Below are 19,707 nucleotides of genomic sequence, written 5' to 3' on the forward strand. Positions count from 1 at the left end.
TGGTTTTGTGAATCAACTCACTTGAATGCGATTGGCAGAAATGTTTTGCCAGCAGCATTCAAGTGAGTTTTTTTAGTTTTCTCAAAATAAACGTGTTCAAAAATTTTAATAGTTTAAAAAAAAATATCGAACTACCTTGTTTTTTTTAGCTAGAATAAGTCCATAAGAGTGAGCGCAAAACGCACATATCCTACTAGAAGCAGAGAAAGGTTTAAAAATAGTGAAGAAATTTAAAATGGGTATACTTATTATTTTATCTCTCATAACAAGCATTAGTGTGCCTCAAAGCTTCGCAATGGCACAGAAACTGAATGGACCAACGGATAATCTGTTTGCTATCGAATCAGATTTGGCTGTTGCTGAAGTAGAAATTGCAACTAATGAAGAGGAAAATGCTGCAAATGAACCAGAAGATAAATGGTTAGAAGAGTCAAGCGGTTTGGATATTTCTCAGGAGGAAGAAAAGAATCTAGAGACTTCGACTGACTTTTTTGAACTTGATCGTGCTGATAATGCCATTATTGATTGGGGAGAAGTGCCAAGCGGAAGGTGGGTACTGTATGCGGATGGACACCTGACCATAGAAGGAGTGATTACTCGAGAAGTCTCTGCTGGATGGGAAAACTATGCTCAAGTCATTGAATCAATTGAATTTGGACAAGCCAATTTATATGGCAGTTTTCGTGACTTCTTTTCACCATATACAAATCTGAAAGCTGTTGAATTTGGCTACGCCATTCTAAATGACGTCACTTCGATGGAAGCTGCATTTGCAGGACTGGCTAAGCTTGAACGAGTTTCTTTTAGAAATGTTATTCATGAGGAAAGCGTTCTGAGTGTGACCATGAATATGTTCTTTGGCTGCACTAGCTTGACGGAAGTGGATTTCGGTAGTTTAAATACGAGTGCTGTATGGCAAATGGCGTACATGTTCTATGATTGTACCAATTTAATGAAATTAGATGTAAGTCGCTTCGATACAAGTGCTGTCATAGATATGAGCTATATGTTTTTCAACTGTAGGAGGTTAATCGAGCTGGATGTCAGCAGCTTTGATACTCGTTTGGTGAGAGATATGAATTCGATGTTTTATGGCTGTAGAGGCTTAATTGAATTGGATCTAAAAGAATTTGACACAAGTGCTGTAAGAAATATGGCTTCTATGTTTTATTTCTGCGATAGCTTAACTAAGCTGGATGTCAGCGGCTTTGATACGAGTGCGGTGACCAATATGAGTCGAATGTTTTCTAACTGTAGCAGATTGCCAGAACTGAATGTCAGCAGCTTTAATACAAGTAGTGTAACAACGATGAGTGGGATGTTTGAAGGATGCTACAGTTTGACCAAGCTGGATGTAAGTGTCTTTGATACACGCTCTGTGTGGAATATGAACTCTATGTTTTTTAATTGCAACAAACTTTCAGAGATAGACTTGAGCAGCTTTGACACTAGCGCCGTGAATGAAATGGAATCTATGTTTGCTTATTGTACGAATCTGTCAGTCCTTGATTTAACAAATTTCGATACAAGTTCTTTAAAGAATATATACAAAATGTTTGAACAATGCAAAAGTCTTAAAACGCTAGACCTTAGCAGTTTTGATACAAAATTGGTAACCAATATGAGCGCAATGCTTAGCGGTTGCACGAGCCTGACAGAGTTAGATTTAAGCAATTTCAATACAAGCAGGCTTTCAAGTATGGCTTCCATGTTTTCTAATTGCTATAGGCTTTCTCTGGTGCGACTAGGGCAAGAGTTCAAATTCTCTTCCATTCCTAACTATAACTTTCCTGCATTAACAGAGGGTTATGCTTGGAAAGAGGAAAATAGTTCGATGATCTTTTCAAGCTCTGATGAAATGGTGAATTATCACAATGAGGTGAATGAAGCTGGTGTTTATCGAAAAGTCGCTCAGCTTCAATTGACGATGAATGCGAACGGTGGCAGCTTTATAGAGTTTGAGGGAGAGGACGTAATATATCAAGAAACCTTTTCCGGCTATTTTTGGGCGGAGCTGATTCCGATAAAAGAAAATTGTGGGTTTGACGGGTGGTATGTTGATCAAGAGTACACAACGAAATTTGATTTCAGTCAACCAGCTGCTGAATCCTTAACAATTTATGCCAAGTGGATTGAAAGCTTTATAGTGACGATTCCGGCAACGATAAACATAAATTCGGAGGATACGCTTTCTATATCAGGAGTAAATAACGGCGAAAAAACATTGGAAGTCAGTCTTAAGCAAGAAGAAAGTCAGATTGACGAATCTTTTCAATTGAAGCTGATTCATGAAAGAAATGCTGATATAGCTGTTTATACTCAGCTAAAATGGGAGCAGCATCCCGGTGATCGTTGGAATGTGTTAACTGTTGAGCCAGGATTAGAACCCGTATCAAAGAGTTCCAATATCCAGCTAATGAGACCGGAGACAGCTCAAGCCGGCAGCTATGAAGGGCAACTTGTCTTCTCAATCAAGTATGAATAGGTGGTTAATTATGAAAAAGAAAAAAGTAGGTATTACAATCTTGCTGTTGTTAGTAGCGCTTGTTGCTGTATTTAGAATCTACTCATTGTCTAAAGAGGAAGACAATCTATTAGACGTTGACTCTTCTGCAGTGGCATGGGATGGAAAACGAAACAAAGCAGCAGAAAATGAGGTTGCGACTATCGCTATCCCAGGCTTTGAAAAAGTAACTTTAAATGCCGACGAGAAAATGCAGGAGGTCAATTTTCACAATCCGGAAATCAACGATTGTTACTTTAAATTAACGTTGCTTCATCCTGATGGTTCAGTACTATGGACTTCTGATTTAATTGAACCTGAAAAAGGGATGTATTCAATTGAGTTGGAAAAGACCTTGACTGCGGGTGAATATGCAGATGCAGTCTTAAAATATGAATGTTTTTCTTTAGACGATCAGTCACCCTTGAATGGGTCTGAAATAAATTTAAAATTAGTTGTCGTATAGACATAGGAGGAAATTAGTTATGAAAAAATTAGTAGTAGGCGTCTCAGCTTTAGCAACACTTGGAATGGTTATTTTTATTGGAAACACTGCGCATGCAGATACAACAAAAGTTGAATACTCTGTAGAAAGTGATTATACATTGGTGTTTCCACAAAGCGTAAATTTGTTGCATGATAATGTGACGGAAATGTCTGTGAAAACAATCAATCGTAATTTGGAACCGGAAAAGGAAGTAGAAATTAGATTAACAAGTGGTTTGAAGGCGGATGGCGAGATTGAACTTGAACGTACTGGGGCAACTTCAGACAAATTGACTAGCAGCATTAAAAGTAATGGGACTAGCGTTACTGTTGCAAACCCAGTAATCGGGAGTTTCACTGGATACGCAATGGCTGAAACAGAAGTGAGCAAAATTGAATTCGGTATTCCACAGGGAGAAAAATTGGCTGGAAGCTATTCAACGACATTAGTTTTCGGAGCTAGCTATAAGTAATAGAGTTATTCATATTAGGAGAGTGGTTCAGTGAAATTTAGAATAACAATCTTACTATTGCTGGTATGTCTGATAGGCAGCTTCCGTTTGTTGACAGCTGTAGAAGCTCATGCAGGACAGACAACATTGGAGTTAGTCATTCCGGAAGAGACAGCGACTAGCGAATCTATGATTGAAATTGAAAAAGGAGCCTCAGAAAATAATGAGGGCTCCATCAGAAAAAAACAGCCAGCTTTACCGGCAACTGGTGAGATGCTGACTAGTTTGACATTTATTGGCGGATGCTGTCTCCTTTTTTCACTGACAGTATTTCGTAGAAAAAGAAGGTAGAGCAGTTTTCCGGCAAAGCGACTATAAGAAAATCAACAGGCAAGAAGGTCTTGGTAAATCATTTTCAATGATTCTATCAAGGGCTTTTTTTCTTGTTAATGGCTAGTGGCAACAACCATTAAGTTTGTAGAGCAATTACCATGTTGCATTTCTTTTCAATAAAGCAGGATTCAAAGTTATACGACTATCACACCGTTACTTGGTTAATTGGCCATTTATCAGGATTCGCTGTATCGGTATGCTGACGATTTTTTATTTTTTCGTATAGTTCAAGCTTATCTTCCAGGTATTTATAGCGCTTCTGAGCTTCCAGCAACTGTTCCTCTGCCAGAGCCTTCTGCTTTAAAATAATGTCAAAGCGTTCATCAATCGTTGAATCTCCTAGAAGACAAAGCTGATTGTATTCACGAATATCTTGAATAGACATCCCACAATTCTTAAGATAGCGAACGCCAATGAGCCAATTTAGCGAAGCATCATCAAATATGCGGTTATTATTCTTGTCACGTTGTAAATTGGGAATTAAGCCTTGGTCGGTGTAATAGCGAATGGTGTGTTTGGAAAGATTCAATCGTTCAGAAACGTCATTAACAGTATACATAGACAGCACCTCTTTTTATAAATGTAGTTGACTCAAAGAAATTTTTTGTAAAACCCTTGACTTCGAGTTACCCGAATGGAGTATAGTCCAAGTGTATCATTTAATTAGAGGAGGAGACAAGAAGATGGAAACAATTACTTTAGTGAATGGTGTAGAAATGCCTATTCTAGGTTTTGGTGTGTATCAGGTGACTGATTTGACTGAGTGTGAACGCGTGGTTACAGAAGCTATCGAGGTTGGCTACCGTTCAATTGATACTGCACAAGCGTATGGCAATGAAGAAGCTGTTGGGCGTGCAATCATTAATAGCGGGATACCTAGAGAAGAATTCTTTCTTACGACAAAGATTTGGATTAGTAATGGCGGTTATGAAAAGGCGAAACAATCATTGAATGAATCGTTGGAAAAACTGCAAACAGACTACATTGACCTCGTTTTAATTCATCAACCGTTCAATGATTATTATGGAAGCTATCGTGCGATGGAAGAGTACTACAAGGCTGGAAAACTTAAAGCTATCGGTGTCAGCAATTTTTATCCGGATCGCTTTATTGATATTGCCAAATTCAGTGAGATTCCTCCAATGGTGAATCAGGTGGAAACACATGTATTCAATCAACAGGTTGAAGCACAGAAAATTATGGAAAAATATCACACACAGATTGAATCTTGGGGACCCTTTGCTGAAGGGAAAAATGATTTCTTTACGAACGAAACCCTGGCAGAGATTGGAGACAAGCATCAGAAATCTGTTGCTCAGGTTGCCCTGCGCTATTTGATTCAGAGAAAGGTAGTAGTGATTCCAAAAACAGTTAATAAAGACCGAATGATTCAAAACTTTGATGTTTTCGATTTTGTTTTGTCTAACCAAGACATGGCGACAATTCAGGGACTGGATCAAGGGGAGAGTCTGTTCTTTTCACACTATGATCCGGAAACCGTCGATTTCCTAACGGGGTTAAAACTATAGCATGTAGATGTTTCTTGCCGGCAAGGCGAAAGCACGTCTGCAAAAAAGACTCACTTTACATTACAATGGAGGTCATTTGGTTGAAAAAAAGACAACTAAGAACTATTGAAGTTTCGGAAATCGGTATGGGCTGCATGGGTTTTTCTCATGGGTATGGTGCTGTACCGACTGAGGAATATAGTATCAAAGCGATTCAGCAAGCCCATGATTTTGGGTGTACCTTTTTTGATACAGCGGAATCCTATGGACAAGAAATGTTTTATGCCGGTCATAATGAGCGGTTAGTAGGAAAAGCCGTGCAGTCATTTAGAGACCAGATTGTATTAGCGACCAAATTTCATATTCAAGCAGGTGAGTATGAAAAGGGTAAGAATCTTTACGAGCTGGTTACAAAGCATCTAAATGCTTCGATGAAAAACTTGAAAACAGATGTTATTGATCTTTATTATTTGCATCGAATCAATGAACAGGTCCCTTTGGAGCAGCTGGCTGATGTGATGGCTAAGCTCATTCAAGAAGGTTACATCAAAGGCTGGGGTCTTTCTCAGGTGTCGGCTGAGACGCTTCGCAAAGCCCACGAGGTAACACCTGTATCTGCAGTTCAAAATCTCTATTCAATGATGGAGAGGGATAGTGAAATAGATATTTTTCCATATTGTCTAAAAGAAAATATAGGCGTGGTACCGTTTTCTCCGATTGCCAGCGGTTTTCTTTCTGGAAAAGTAACAACAGAAACTGCATTTGAAGGAGATGATGTGCGAAAGTTCGTGCCTCAGCTCTCTAAAGAAAATATTCTTGCTAATCAACCAATTTTGGATATTCTTTCAAAATTTTCCGCACAAAAAGGAGCGACAAACGCTCAGATTTCACTGGCATGGATGCTCCATAAATACCCAAATGCTGTTCCAATTCCCGGGTCGAAAAATCAGGAGAGGATACTTGAAAATCTTGGCGCATCAACCGTGGAGCTAAGTGATTACGAATTTAACGCCATTGAAGAGGCTTTAGACAAGATTCAAGTGCATGGACACAGAGGACATGTCGAGTCTGAACAAGTAAGATTCAGCAGTAATTGGTTAAAGAAGTAATTTAGCTGAAAGGCATCTTTCTAGAAAGAGAAAAGACTGATAGAATGGAAGCATAACTCTGCTTCCGGATATGAAGATAGGCTACAGCTAACAGGAATCAGGAATTCTTTTTTTGAAAGGGTGTTTGCTAAATGTACTTGTTTCAACGAATTGAAGAAGCGGTTTTCAAGGAGAATGATGCCAAAAGGGCTATTGGAGAGTTTATACTGGAAAATCGTAATCAGCTACAAGATTTTTCAATGGAAGATATTGCCAAGCAAACCTTTACCTCCAAGCCGACATTAGTACGTTTTGCCAAATTTTTTGGTTACTCCGGCTGGAAGGAATTCATGTACGCCTTTACCCACGAAGTTGCTTATCATGATGACAACGCCTATAAGGATGTGGACCCCAATTTTCCCTTTTTAGGAACAGATGATTCATTGGAGATGATTGAAAATCTTGTCAGTCTGAAGATTCAAAGTATTAAGGACACTGTGTCGCTGATGGCTGTTGAAGACTTAAACAAGGCAGCTGCCATTATTCAAAAGTCCGCCAATGTAGTGATTTACGGAACAAGCCCTAACTATTATTATGGAGAATTGTTCAGAAGAAACCTGTTAAGCATCCATAAGAAGGCTTTTATGGCTAATTCAGGAGAGAGCGGCATCATTTCTCATACACTTACGGAAAAGGATTGTGCGGTTATCATCTCCTATTCCGGCAATAGCCCGGAGGAAAGCCCAACCAGTAATGTGAAAATTCTAAAGAAAAATAATGTACCAATTATCAGTATTACCAGTGGAGGAAAAAACTATTTGCGGGATTATTCAGATATCGTGCTCAATATATCTAGTAAAGAAAAGTTGTACTCAAAAATCTCAAATTATGCAACGCAGGAATCGATCTTATTGATTGTAGAGATGCTATTCTCGAAGGTTTTTGCCTTAGATTACGAAGCAAACATGGAGAAGAAGCTTGCCAGCTCAAGACAGCTTGAATCGAGACGACAGGCAACCTTTAAGGATTTGTCTGAACAATAAATAATAAACAGCGGATGAAGTATGAGGCCAATACTTTATCCGCTGTTTTTTCATGAGCGTATGTATTACGGATGAACTGGCAGGGTAAACCATGAAATGAATTCCATCAAAACCAGCTTGTTTTTAGAAAAGATGGAATACGTTTCATCTTCTCAAAGAACTGTTGGAAACGCTATCTAAACGTGATATTGTTCAATTATAAACAAGATATGACTAACCGGTTAGCTCAAAAACAGCATCTTGTTGCAATGAAAGGGGAACTTACCATGAGTAAGAAATATGAGAAATTGGCTCATGATATTATCGAGAAGTTAGGTGGAAAAGAAAATATTACGGATGGTTACCATTGCCAGACTCGATTGCGTTTTAAAGTTTCTGATGAAACAAAAATTGATATAGCGGGCTTGGAATCCTTAGAGGGAGTGGCAAAATACATTTCTAATGCAGGCGTCCATCAAGTCGTGATTGGCACACATGTAAAAGACGTATTTGAAGAGGTGGAGAAAGGGCTTGAGCTTGATCCGTCAAAAGAGCCTTCAGGAGAGAAAAAGGGGATTTTTACGTCAATTATTGAGTTTGTAGCAGGCACCTTCCAGCCAGTAATTCCAGCTTTGTCAGGTGCTGGGATGGTAAAGGCTGTTTTAGCTTTGCTGGTTGTTTTTCAAGTGATTTCAACTGATTCACAAACCTATTATTTATTGAATATGTTTGCGGATGGCGTATTCTATTTCCTACCAATGATTTTGGCTTTTACAGAAGCACAGAAGCTGCGTTGTAATCCAATTCTGGCTGCCTCTGTTGCCGCTATCATGATGCATCCCAACTGGGGCGCACTAGTAACAGCTGGTGATCCGGTTCAATTTTTTGATATTATTCCGTTTACTTTAGCAACTTATACTGGATCAGTTATTCCAATTTTATTGGTTATCTTTGTCCAATCATACGTTGAAAAATTCTTAAATCGAATCATTCCAAAATCAGTGGAGCTAGTATTTGTTCCTATGCTGACCTTCCTTGTCATGGGGACATTGGCCTTCTCCGTATTGGGTCCTTTTGGCAGTATTATCGGCGGTTATCTTGCAAGTTTCTTTACGTTCCTCAGCGTTCATGCCAGCTGGGTACCTGCAGTTCTTATCGGTGGTTTCCTACCGATTATGGTGATGTTTGGTCTTCATAATGGGGTTGCACCTCTTGGCGTAATGCAAATGGCAGAGCTTGGCTATGATAGTATTTTTGGTCCCGGTTGTGTGTGCTCAAATATCGCACAGGCGACAGCTTCAGCGGTAGTAGCCTTTAGAACAAAGGATAAGAAGCTGCGGCAGTTGGCTACCTCCGGTTCAATTACTGCGTATATGGGTATTACTGAACCAACCTTATATGGAGTCAATTTACCAAAGAAATATCCTTTGGTAGCAGCTATGATTGGAGGCGGCTTTGGTGGACTATATGCCGGATTAACGAACACGCATCGCTTTGCGACAGGCTCGTCCGGACTCCCTGCAATTTTGCTTTATATCGGTGACGACACGATGAGATTCTTTTGGAATATTGTCATTGCGTTGTTAATCTCTGCCGGAGTAACAGCAGTCTTAACCTATATTCTCAGCTTCAAATTTGAAACAGACGAGTTGCCTGAGGTAAAAGAAATTGTTTTAGAGGATACATTAATCATCAGTCCCATTAAAGGTGAGATTGTTCCTTTAAGTGAGGTACACGATGAAGCCTTTGCTTCTGAAGCATTAGGGAAAGGCTTTGCCATCGAACCGAGTGAAGGAAAAGTGGTTGCGCCATTCAATGGTCGAATAGTAGCTGTTTTCCCAACCAAGCATGCGATTGGGCTAGTATCAGATACAGGTGTTGAGCTCTTGATTCATATTGGGTTAAATACTGTTGAGCTTAATGGACAATATTTTGAAGCATTAGTAGAAACAGACCAACAAGTGACAAAAGGACAGCCAATCTTGACTTTCGATTTAGAGAAAATTCAAGCGGCAGGCTATGATACACAGGTACCAGTTGTTGTGACGAATACACCACAGTATGCTTCGATTGAAACAATTACGGTTGGCGCTCCAGAATGGAATCAGGACATTTTGGCAGTGAAGGTTTAGCTGGTTATTTCAAAAAATGGGGATGTCGTTGTTGCTTTATTTTAAACGAAATGACAGATTGAATGAGGAGAGATAGAACGATGGTTTTAGATAAGAATTTTTTATGGGGTGGTGCAACAGCGGCCAATCAAGTAGAGGGCGGTGTACTGGAAGGCGGTAGAAAGCTTTCAAACATTGATGTTTTGCCCTTTGGTGAGGACCGCCGAGCAGTCAGCTTAGGTGAGATGGAGATGTTGGAATGGAAAGATGGCTATTATTATCCTGCAAAACAGGCGATTGATATGTATCATCAATATCTTGAGGATATAAAGCTGTTTGCCGAAATGGGCTTTAAGGTTTATCGAATGTCGCTGTCTTGGTCGCGAATTTTTCCTAATGGTGATGAGGAGGAGCCAAACGAAGAAGGGCTGCTATTTTATGAGGCTATTTTTGAAGAGCTGAAAAAGCACGGGATTGAGCCATTAGTTACGATTGCCCACTTTGATGTGCCGATTCATCTGATTAAGGAATATGGCGGGTGGAAGAATCGTCGTATGATTGAGTTTTATACACGCTATGCTGAAACAGTAATGCAGCGCTATAAAGGAAGGGTAAAGTACTGGCTGACGATTAATGAAATCAATATCTTGCTTCATCAGCCTTTTGTCGGCGGAGGGATTGTTTTTAAAGAGGGAGACAACAAGGAAGAAATCAAGTATCAAGCTGCTCATCATCAATTAATCGCCAGTGCTCTAGCCACAAAAATTGCTCACGAGATAGACCCCGATAACAAGGTTGGGTGTATGCTGGCTGGCGGAAGTCATTACCCTTACACTTGTCGACCGGAGGATTATCAAGAGGCAATTCGCAGAGACCGAGAAGGGTATTTTTTCATTGATGTACAGGCACGTGGGAAATACCCTAATTATGCATTGAAAAAGCTGGCACGTGAAGGTCTAAATATTCACATGGAGGAACAGGATAAGGCAATCCTGGCAGAATCTCCGGTTGATTTTGTGACGTTTTCCTACTACTGCTCTCGAACTGTAAGTGCACATGCAGAAGACTATGAACAGGCAACAGGCAACATATTCCCTTCTATAAAAAACGAGAATCTTCCTTCTACGGAATGGGGCTGGCAAATTGATCCGCTTGGTTTGAGGAATTCGCTGAATCAATTGTATGATCGGTATCAAAAACCATTATTTATCGTAGAAAATGGACTTGGTGCAATCGATACACCGGATGAAACCGGCTATGTGTCAGATGACTACCGTATTGATTATCTGAAAAGGCATATTGAAGCGTTCAAGGATGCGGTGGAGATTGATGGTGTCGAGCTGTTAGGCTATACAACATGGGGCTGCATCGATTTAGTTGCTGCAAGCACAGGACAAATGAGTAAACGTTATGGCTTCATTTATGTTGATCGAGACGATGAAGGTAATGGTTCATTGAAACGAACAAAGAAAAAATCATTTGAGTGGTATAAGCAAGTCATTGCTTCAAATGGAGAAATGCTAGAATAAGTCTTGACCTAAAGCTGACTTCAATTTGTAAGCTTAAAACAGGTCACTTCGATAAAAAAATGGCTCGGCTAAGAACATTCAACCTCCATGAGAAATCATGGAGGTTTTTTCTATCTACCTGCTTTCTTACCTCAATAAAACCGTTGATGAAGTAACTGGCATCGATTTTTAAGAATCCAATAAATAAATAATAATTTTCATGCGTTGAGCTATTTTTGTACAGCCCATCATTGTAAAATAGAATGAGAAAGTATTGAGTTGATCTTATTAAATTAGGAAAAGGAGTGTTGGTATGGGGAAACAAAGAAATAAAAAGATACTTGTTGGAGCCGTTGTTATTGTTGGTGTGGCTGTCTGTTCAGTCGCAGGCTATTTTTTCGTATCAAGTCAAAATGAGAAAAAGAAGGTTGAAAGTATCGTAGATGCCTATACGAAAGCTCTAACAAAGCAAGAGTTCGCGAAATACAACGAGCTATTTTCTGAAAAATCATTTACTAACTATGAAACAACAAAAGAAGAAACGACGCAAAGATATGAAATCATTTTTAGTGGGATTGGTGTAAGAGAGATAAAAGTGAAGGATATCTCCAAAACTAAAACCGAAAAAGGTGATTATAAGGTTACTTACTACTTAGACTTGGTTACTGAATTTGGCGATATTGTCACGGATAAATATACTGTTGATTTGAAAAAGCAGGATGAAGATTACTCATTTGTATGGACTCCGGCATTGATTTTTCCAGATATGAGTGAAGAGGATACAATCAAGGTCGCAGCAGATGAAGTTGCTCGTGGAGAAATACTGGATAGAAATGGCGTGAAGCTTGCTGAAAATTATGATTATCAGCAAGCCGGAATAATTCCGGGCCAGCTTGGAGAAGGAGCCGAAAAAGAACAGAACATACAAGCAATTAGTGAGGAATTTGGTCTCTCTGTTGAAACAATAAATGACAAATTAAACCAAGCTTGGGTAAAGGATGATTTATTTGTCCCAATCAAGACACTGGAGAATGCAATGAGCACATTGGAGATTGCCGGATTACCGCAAGGGGTGACGATTGGCAGTACCAATCAACGGCATTATCCTTTTGGAGAAGCAACTGCTCACTTACTTGGCTATGTTGGCAAGGTCAGTGCGGAAGATATTGAAAAAAATCCTGAGCTGTCTGAAAATGATGCTATCGGAAAATCAGGCTTGGAAGCAGCCCTAGATGAAAAGCTAAGAGGGAAAACAGGTGTAACAATTGATATTGTTGATAAAGATGGACAAGTAAAAAAATCACTTTTGAAGCTAGAAAAAGTCGATTCGGTTGATATTACCTTGACAATAGATAGTGAGGCACAAAGAATTGCCTATGATTCATTGGCAGGCAAGCCCTCAACCGCAGTTATCTCCGAACCAAAAACAGGAGAGCTGCTGGTTGCGACAGGTGCCCCATCTTATAACCCCGATAAAATGGTATTAGGTATTTCGGAAGAAGAGTATAAAACATATGCAGATGACACAAATTTACCGTTTATGGCACGCTTTTCTAATCGCTATGCACCAGGATCGACGTTTAAGACAATAACAGCAGCTATTGGTTTAGATTCAGGTCATATCACAACTACGGAGGAACGAAGTATTGACGGTCTAAAATGGCAAAAGGATGCCAGCTGGGGCGGTTTTTGGACAACAAGGGTCAAGGAGACACCTGTCGTTGATTTGAAAAAGGCGCTCGTTTATTCTGATAATATTTTCTTTGCACAGAAAAGCCTGGAAATGGGCGAAGATGTTTTCCGAAGCGGATTGAACAAGTTTATTTTTGGGGAAGAATTGGATTTGCCAATTTATATTGAGCCGGCGAGTATCTCAAATGAAGATACCTTTAACTCGGAAATTCTTTTAGCAGATACAGCTTATGGACAAGGAGAGCTGATGATTTCTCCAATTACTCAGCTAGCAATGTATAGTGTTTTTATGAACGATGGAGCAATTGTCTATCCTCAGATAATTAAAGGTCAAGAAGTAAAAACGAAGCAAAGCGTTATCGGTTCAGAATCAGCGAATACGGTACTGAACGATTTGATAGATAGTGTGGCATCACCGGAAGGGTATGTTTACAGCTTGAATAACCCTGACTTTACTCTCGCAGCAAAAACAGGAACGGCTGAAATAAAGGAAAAGCAAGATACTCTGGGAACTGAAAATAGTTTTTTGTTGTTTTTCGATGTCAACAATCGTAATTTTATGGGATTAATTATGTCGGAAAACTCAAGAGAAAATGGAACTGCTACAGAAAAAGCAGCGGCGGTTGTTCAATATTTAGAAGCAAATTATAAATAGTAAGCAACTATTTTATTCATTTGCACCAAGTAAAAAGGCTGGGCGTATCAATCACGCACCGGTCTTTTTATTGTTAAGTCTTTTGTCGAGCTGTGATGATAACGCGTATCTATTCTCAAAAAAAGGAAATGCGGATTCGTTAATATGCAGATGGTGCTGGATGTTAACAGATATGAAAGGGAGATAAATCCCTATATAATACTATTTTTCCATTTGACTTATCTATCTGTACTGGTACAATGTATCTTATATAATAATTGTTATATAAAAGGGGGCTTCTATGGTCGATATCAGGGAATGGGGATTACTGCTGTTTGTAAGAACAACTAGCAGTAAAAAACTATTGAGGGGGTATTGTTAGTAGAAAATAAGTAAGCAATAAAAAGTTGCCAATACTCATTGGGCAACTGTTTTTTTATAGGATAAACCAATTATGTATAGAGATAGAAATCGGATGTAAGAAGTAATAAGCCACTTTATGAAGGTGGTGTTAGGATTTCTTACTGAGTCTGAATATGCGAATAAACTCATCTACAAGGAGCGTTGAGTATTGGCACGGTAGATGTTAGATAATAGTAGAATAGAAAATATTGGATAACCATTAGCAGACATACAAGAACGTGTCATTTATCATGTTTGTTTCATGTAATTACAGATTGTAAAATTTGTTGTTTGTGTGCTGCTACGAAGAGAAGGAGAGATTTTTAAGTGAGTAAAGTGAAAAATCGGTGGCTGATTGCGTTGGCAGGCGTATCTGTGCACTTGTCAATTGGTTCAGCGTATGCTTGGAGCATTTATACTAAGCCGATTAATGAGCTGACCGGCTGGTCGCCGACCTCTATTTCATTTGCTTTCAGTATAGCCATTTTTTGTTTGGGTATATCTGCTGCATTTATGGGGAAATTTGTTGAACACTATGGGCCAAAAACGACTGGAACAGTTGCGTCCATTTTCTTTGGGGCAGGCATCGCATTGACTGGTGTAGCTATTCAAGTTCAATCATTGCCGCTGTTGTACGTCACATATGGTTTAATTGGTGGAATTGGGTTGGGGTCAGGTTATGTGACACCTGTTTCAACCATGATTCGCTGGTTTCCGGATAGAAGAGGTCTTGCGACAGGAATGGCGATTATGGGCTTTGGATTTGCTTCATTGATTACTAGTCCAATTGCACAATTTTTAATGGGAAAAGTAGGAATATCTAATACGTTTTATATATTAGGCGCTATGTATTTCTGCGTCATGTTTCTTGCCTCACGCTACCTTGAAAAACCGCCCAAGGATTGGAAGCCTGAGGGAATGGTGGAGGAAGAGAAGCCATTTGATGGAAAGAAAATCGATGTCTCAGATGGTCTTACTGCAAATGAAGCCATTCGAACACAAAAATTCTGGATGCTTTGGCTGATGCTTTTCCTAAATATTACATGCGGGATTGGTATCGTGTCAGCTGCTTCACCAATGGCACAGGAAATGACCGGTATGTCGGATCAAATGGCGGCAGCTATGGTTGGGATTATGGGGATTTTCAATGGCCTAGGTCGTTTGTTCTGGGCAACAATCTCGGATAAATTTGGTCGTCCCAAGGTATACTCGACAATTTTCGTGGTAAATGCCATCGCGTTGACTGCGCTGTATTTCTCAAGCTCAGCTATCTTTTTTGCGGCATTGGTATGTATTATCATGACCTGCTACGGTGCTGGATTTTCAATTATACCAGCCTATATCGGCGATGTATTCGGCATGAAAGAGGTCGGTGCAATCCATGGCTATATTTTAACGGCTTGGGCTGCAGCAGGTATTGTCGGTCCGGTTCTACTGTCTACTGTGAAGCAATTGACAGACGGATATACAACAACACTATTCATTTTTATCATCTTATCAGCCATCGCTTTCACAGTATCATTAATTATGCGTAGAAAGCTGGCTCAGGAATAGAGAAAAAACGAGAACTATCTATTGGGATAGTTCTCGTTTTTTCTGTTAATAGCAGCAATCACTAGTTAATTGTCTATTTTCACCAATTTTTTTATGAAAGAAGTTGGTTATTTCCCCTGCAGCAGCTGTAAAAAGGCTTTGGAGGCATTAGAAAAAATCTGATTTTTCTTCCAGATAATATTGATTGTCGCGCTAAGGGGCGGGGAAAAAGGAATGAAGGTTAAATTGGTATTTTCAGTAGGAATAATTCCATCGATACACAGTGCGCTTGCAACGTTTTGTTTTACTAAGAGCGACGCGTTATAAAGCAGATTGTAGGTACCCACAATCATTAAATGATCGAGATTTTCACCAAACCATTCGGCGAGTTGGTTATCTACCAAGCTCTGATTGGAAATCAATAAGGGGGTATCGGTGATATCTTCAGGAGCGATTGTTTTCTTTGAAGCAAGTGGATGTTCAACATTCATTAACACGCCCCAATAGTCTGCCAGGGGCAGGCGAAGATGCTCATATTTCTGTTTTTCTACTGGATCAATAACCAGCCCGAAATCCAGTAGTCCATGATCAATTTTCTCCATGACGTCATCAGCATTCCCACTATAAAGCTTTAGCTTGATATCTGGATGCTTTTCTCTCAGCTCACGTAAAAGGATTGCAACAAACTCAAAGGCCTGTGTCTCTCCTCCGCCTAGTGAAACCTCACCACTGATGAGATCATCTGATACTAGATTTGTTGTCGTTGCTTCGACAAGAGCTAGAATCTCTTTCCCTTTATTAGCGAGATAAATCCCTTCCTCTGTTAATGTAATGGTTCGATTGCCCCTTGTGAATAGAGTGACACCCAGCTCGTCTTCTAACTCCTTCAGCTGCTTGGAAAGTGTTGGTTGTGAAAGATGCAGCGCTTCAGCGGCTTTGCTGATAGTCTTCTCTCTGGCAACAGTCAAGAAATAATTTAAAACTCGTAATTCCAATGTAAACCTCCTCCTATAGCTAAAAGTTATGATTAGTCATTCGATATAAGTATTAGTTAAGTATAGCAAAGTTAGATACAATAGGGATAGTAGAAAGTGAGGGGGAACAAGAATGACTGATTTTGATTTACAGAAAAGGCTGTTGAATCATGATATCTTACCTGATTCAGCTTTAAGCAAAGAGCTCCATTTAGTGAAGCAGAATAATGAACGACTACTGATGGAGCTGAATACCCAGTATCGCACAAATGAAGAGATGCTAAGCTATCTTGAAAAAATCACCGGAAAAGTAATTGACTCGTCAACCACTATATCACAGCCATTTTACAGCGATTTTGGTCGGCATATCACCTTAGGCAAGAATATTTTTATTAATAAAAATGTGACATTTGTTGATTTAGGCGGTATCACAGTGGAAGACCATGTGTTGATTGGTCCGAGTGCTCGATTCATTACAGTCAATCATTTAGTCGAACCTAAACAGAGACGCGGTTTAAGAGTAGCACCAATTGTCCTTAAGAAAAATTCGTGGATTGGTGCAAATGCAACGATTTTATCAGGAGTCACGATTGGAGAAAATGCGATTGTTGCAGCAGATTCTACAGTGACAAGGGATGTACCGGCAAATGTAATTGTGGCGGGCAGTCCGGCAAAGGAAATTCGTAAGGTTGAGTAGGGAGGACAAGAGTAGCATCTATACTCGCGTTTCAAGAGGTGACAACGAATGAGCGGAAAGAAGATAAGACACTATCTGTCGATAGCCATTGTTTGTGGATTTTTTGTTCTTTCAGCATGCTCATCTCAGTCTCCAAATAGTCCCCGCACATCTGGTTCTCAGGAGGGATTAGAGACACAAACCACTGTACTGGAAGAGGCGCAATTAGAAGATGAGGAGTCGGAAGTGATTATTAAACAGATAACAATTGAGAATCAGACGTTTCACCTAGAATTGGATGCTAACGAAACTGCTGAAGCCTTTGTACAGCTATTGCCGATTACTGCTGTGATGGAGGATTTACATCAAAATGAAAAATATCTTTACTTATCTGAAGAGTTACCAACAAATCCCAAACTAGTGGAGAATATTGAGAAAGGAGATGTCATGCTATTCGACTCTGACTGTCTGGTGATTTTCTATAAGAGCTTTAGTACGTCCTATTCTTATACACGAATTGGAAAAATTAGAGAAGCAGATGCGTTGGATTTTTTAGCAGATAGGAATACGATACAAATAGAATTGAACTAACCTATTCAAATTAAGGAGAGAGAACAATGACAATTAAAGATAAAGTCGTTATTATTACAGGTGCTTCTTCGGGAATTGGTGAAGCAACAGCTAAGCTATTGGCTGAAAAAGGAGCAAAGCTAGTGTTGGCAGCTCGTCGAGCAGAGAAGCTGAAAAAAATTGTTGAAGAAATTACTGAAAATTCAGGAAAGGCTGTTTATCAGGTTACTGATGTGACCAAGCGGGAAGACAACCAAAAATTGATTGATTTTGCCAAAGCTACGTATGGTCGAGTGAATGTCATTTTTCTAAATGCCGGAATCATGCCGAACTCACCACTTTCTGCTCTGAAGGTAGATGAGTGGGATCAGATGATTGACATCAATATTAAAGGGGTTCTCAACGGTATAGCAGCAGTGCTGCCATCCTTTATCGAACAGAAATCAGGCCATGTAATCGCAACTTCATCGGTTGCCGGTCTGAAGGCTTATCCGGGAGGTGCTGTATATGGTGCAACAAAATGGGCAGTTCGTGATTTGATGGAGGTTCTGCGTATGGAGTCAGCGCAGGAAGGGACCAATATTCGTACAGCGACCATTTATCCGGCAGCAATCAATACTGAGCTGTTAGATACAATTACCGATGATCAGACAGCGAAAGGAATGACCGGTCTATATGAACAGTATGGCATTACACCAGATCGAATCGCCAGTATCGTTGCTTACGCTATCGATCAACCGGAAGATGTGAATGTGAATGAATTTACGGTAGGGCCAACTACTCAGCCGTGGTAATCAGCAACTGCAATGACTGTAAAGACTGACACACTGGATGATTTCCTATAGAAGAGATGGTAAGCAAGAGGTTTTTTAACGGTCTTGCTTACCATCTTTGTTTGTTCAAGCAGATTTTAGAGATGTTGAGTTGCATTCCTTCTTTTGAATATAATTATTAGCAAAAGGCTTTTGTTGCAATAATTTTTAGACTTTCTTCATATCAACGCTTTTCGATAATCATTTGGCGAGAGGTCATATCTTTCATGAAACTTTTGATAGAAGAAGCTCAAGTTTTTATAACCAACCTGCTGGATAATTTGTTCGATAGGAAGTGTGGAATTTTTCAATAACAAAGCGGCATGCTGTAGTTTAATATCCTGAATAATGGAAATAAAGGATTTCCCCACATGCTTATGAATGAGTCGGCTGAGATAGCTGGGATTATACCCAAACTCGTGAGCAACTTCCTTTAATGTACAACTCATGTAGTTTTTCTCCATGTAATCCAAAATATCGCCAATATAAAATTGATTGGCTTTTTTTGATTCCTGTGATTTTTTCTTTTGAAAGGAGCGCAGCAGCTCCGAAAAGACAATAATCATATAGGCATTAATCACTTCGTGAGAATCACCCACAGGATCGAAATAGTGGGATAACACGCCTTCAATAGCATCCAATAAAAACTCGTTATTTAATGCTTCAAATACAATAAACTGATCGTGCTTTTGACTTTCAGATAAGGCGTCTACAGCGAATTGAGAGATGGTGCTGTTAGAGGCGAGGCGACGAAGCATCTGCGAAGAGAAATACTCCTTTTTCATCAAGAAGTTAATCAGAATATCCTTCTCAGAGGTTTCCAGAACACGGTGAATCACATCGGTATCCAACAGACAGAAGTCACCTTGCTTTAGTACTACATTCTCATTATTGATTATCATTTCCACACAACCGGAATAGACATAACTCATCTCAATAAAGTCGTGGGTGTGAAAAGGAGTATAAGAATGTCTAGCATGCTTTAAAATAATTACTTGGCTACTTTCCAAAAAATGAGTGTAAGGGAAATCCTTTTTTAAAGCACTCTCTAAATGTTTTTCAAAGGTATAGCGATAAACCTTTTGACCACCCTCTGAAATGAAGAAGGGGAAATACTCATATTCCATCGAAGCAGCTTGATTTTTCGGTGCCAATAATTCTTTTTCTGTTTCTGTATAGGCAACAAGACGTTTACGAATATCCTTTTTATCCATGGGTTACCTCCTGATAAGAATGGTCAATGAATGTGTGTCGATAGTTACTTCTATGGTAAGCGTAGCAAGTTGAACCTGTCAACCTGAACATGAACAGCTTTTGATAAAATGAACTATAAATAGAGAAAG

The 19,707-nt window shown here is 39.5% G+C and carries 17 protein-coding genes; 14 read left to right on the plus strand and 3 right to left on the minus strand.

Features of this window, described 5'->3' with window-relative positions; translation table 11 throughout:
* The first annotated feature begins 235 nt into the window (after positions 1-235).
* Genes IW510_RS12185 through IW510_RS21580 form a run of 4 tightly spaced genes read left to right on the plus strand, consistent with a single transcriptional unit; the run spans position 236 to position 3,792 of the window.
* Positions 236-2,485: a BspA family leucine-rich repeat surface protein gene (locus tag IW510_RS12185; protein WP_202060019.1), complete on the plus strand. Its 2,250-nt coding sequence runs from the start codon at positions 236-238 to the stop codon at positions 2,483-2,485.
* A gap of 10 nt (positions 2,486-2,495) precedes the next feature.
* Positions 2,496-2,969, plus strand: coding sequence for a tRNA (uracil-5-)-methyltransferase (locus tag IW510_RS12190; protein WP_202060021.1), 474 nt, complete (start codon positions 2,496-2,498; stop codon positions 2,967-2,969).
* A gap of 19 nt (positions 2,970-2,988) precedes the next feature.
* Entirely contained in the window at positions 2,989-3,462 is a 474-nt protein-coding gene (locus tag IW510_RS12195; RefSeq protein WP_202060023.1) for a hypothetical protein, read from the plus strand.
* A gap of 30 nt (positions 3,463-3,492) precedes the next feature.
* Entirely contained in the window at positions 3,493-3,792 is a 300-nt protein-coding gene (locus IW510_RS21580; RefSeq protein ID WP_202060025.1) for an LPXTG cell wall anchor domain-containing protein, read from the plus strand.
* Between the two features lie 187 nt (positions 3,793-3,979).
* On the opposite strand, the gene IW510_RS12205 is transcribed toward IW510_RS21580, so the two are convergent.
* The gene (locus IW510_RS12205; protein WP_202060027.1) at positions 3,980-4,393 is read right to left on the minus strand and encodes a MerR family transcriptional regulator; all 414 of its coding nucleotides are present in this window, start codon (positions 4,391-4,393) and stop codon (positions 3,980-3,982) included.
* A 124-nt stretch (positions 4,394-4,517) separates the two neighbouring features.
* On the opposite strand from IW510_RS12205, the gene IW510_RS12210 reads away from it, so the two are divergent.
* The 7 genes from IW510_RS12210 (at position 4,518) to IW510_RS12240 (ending at position 15,353) form a co-directional block, all read left to right on the plus strand.
* Positions 4,518-5,363, plus strand: coding sequence for an aldo/keto reductase (locus IW510_RS12210; protein ID WP_202060029.1), 846 nt, complete (start codon positions 4,518-4,520; stop codon positions 5,361-5,363).
* A gap of 80 nt (positions 5,364-5,443) precedes the next feature.
* Positions 5,444-6,451: an aldo/keto reductase gene (locus IW510_RS12215; protein ID WP_202060031.1), complete on the plus strand. Its 1,008-nt coding sequence runs from the start codon at positions 5,444-5,446 to the stop codon at positions 6,449-6,451.
* A 131-nt stretch (positions 6,452-6,582) separates the two neighbouring features.
* On the plus strand, positions 6,583-7,473 hold the full coding sequence (locus IW510_RS12220; RefSeq protein ID WP_202060033.1) for a MurR/RpiR family transcriptional regulator: 891 nt from the start codon (positions 6,583-6,585) through the stop codon (positions 7,471-7,473).
* Between the two features lie 266 nt (positions 7,474-7,739).
* Positions 7,740-9,584: a beta-glucoside-specific PTS transporter subunit IIABC gene (locus IW510_RS12225; protein WP_202060035.1), complete on the plus strand. Its 1,845-nt coding sequence runs from the start codon at positions 7,740-7,742 to the stop codon at positions 9,582-9,584.
* A gap of 80 nt (positions 9,585-9,664) precedes the next feature.
* Complete coding sequence (locus IW510_RS12230) at positions 9,665-11,092, plus strand: 6-phospho-beta-glucosidase (RefSeq protein WP_202060037.1); 1,428 nt, start codon at positions 9,665-9,667, stop codon at positions 11,090-11,092.
* A 292-nt stretch (positions 11,093-11,384) separates the two neighbouring features.
* Entirely contained in the window at positions 11,385-13,418 is a 2,034-nt protein-coding gene (pbp4, locus tag IW510_RS12235; protein WP_202060039.1) for a penicillin-binding protein PBP4(5), read from the plus strand.
* Positions 13,419-14,126: 708 nt separating this feature from the next.
* The gene (locus tag IW510_RS12240; protein WP_202060041.1) at positions 14,127-15,353 is read left to right on the plus strand and encodes an L-lactate MFS transporter; all 1,227 of its coding nucleotides are present in this window, start codon (positions 14,127-14,129) and stop codon (positions 15,351-15,353) included.
* Between the two features lie 107 nt (positions 15,354-15,460).
* Here the strand turns inward: IW510_RS12240 and IW510_RS12245 are convergent, their stop codons facing one another.
* The gene (locus IW510_RS12245) at positions 15,461-16,327 is read right to left on the minus strand and encodes a LysR family transcriptional regulator (RefSeq protein ID WP_202060043.1); all 867 of its coding nucleotides are present in this window, start codon (positions 16,325-16,327) and stop codon (positions 15,461-15,463) included.
* Between the two features lie 112 nt (positions 16,328-16,439).
* On the opposite strand from IW510_RS12245, the gene IW510_RS12250 reads away from it, so the two are divergent.
* From IW510_RS12250 to IW510_RS12260, 3 genes are read left to right on the plus strand one after another with little or no spacing between them, the layout of a single operon-like run.
* Complete coding sequence (locus tag IW510_RS12250; RefSeq protein ID WP_202060045.1) at positions 16,440-17,003, plus strand: DapH/DapD/GlmU-related protein; 564 nt, start codon at positions 16,440-16,442, stop codon at positions 17,001-17,003.
* Between the two features lie 48 nt (positions 17,004-17,051).
* Positions 17,052-17,573: a cyclophilin-like fold protein gene (locus IW510_RS12255; RefSeq protein ID WP_202060047.1), complete on the plus strand. Its 522-nt coding sequence runs from the start codon at positions 17,052-17,054 to the stop codon at positions 17,571-17,573.
* Between the two features lie 26 nt (positions 17,574-17,599).
* Positions 17,600-18,346, plus strand: a complete 747-nt coding sequence (locus IW510_RS12260; protein WP_202060049.1) for an SDR family oxidoreductase — start codon at positions 17,600-17,602, stop codon at positions 18,344-18,346.
* Between the two features lie 197 nt (positions 18,347-18,543).
* Here IW510_RS12260 and IW510_RS12265 read toward each other — a convergent pair whose 3' ends face one another.
* Positions 18,544-19,578 carry an AraC family transcriptional regulator gene (locus tag IW510_RS12265; protein ID WP_202060051.1) on the minus strand — a complete coding sequence of 345 codons (1,035 nt, stop codon included), beginning with the start codon at positions 19,576-19,578 and terminating at the stop codon, positions 18,544-18,546.
* Between the last annotated feature and the right edge of the window lie 129 nt (positions 19,579-19,707).

Source organism: Enterococcus sp. BWR-S5 (genome assembly GCF_016745255.1).
In the GTDB taxonomy this organism is placed as follows: domain Bacteria; phylum Bacillota; class Bacilli; order Lactobacillales; family Enterococcaceae; genus Enterococcus_L.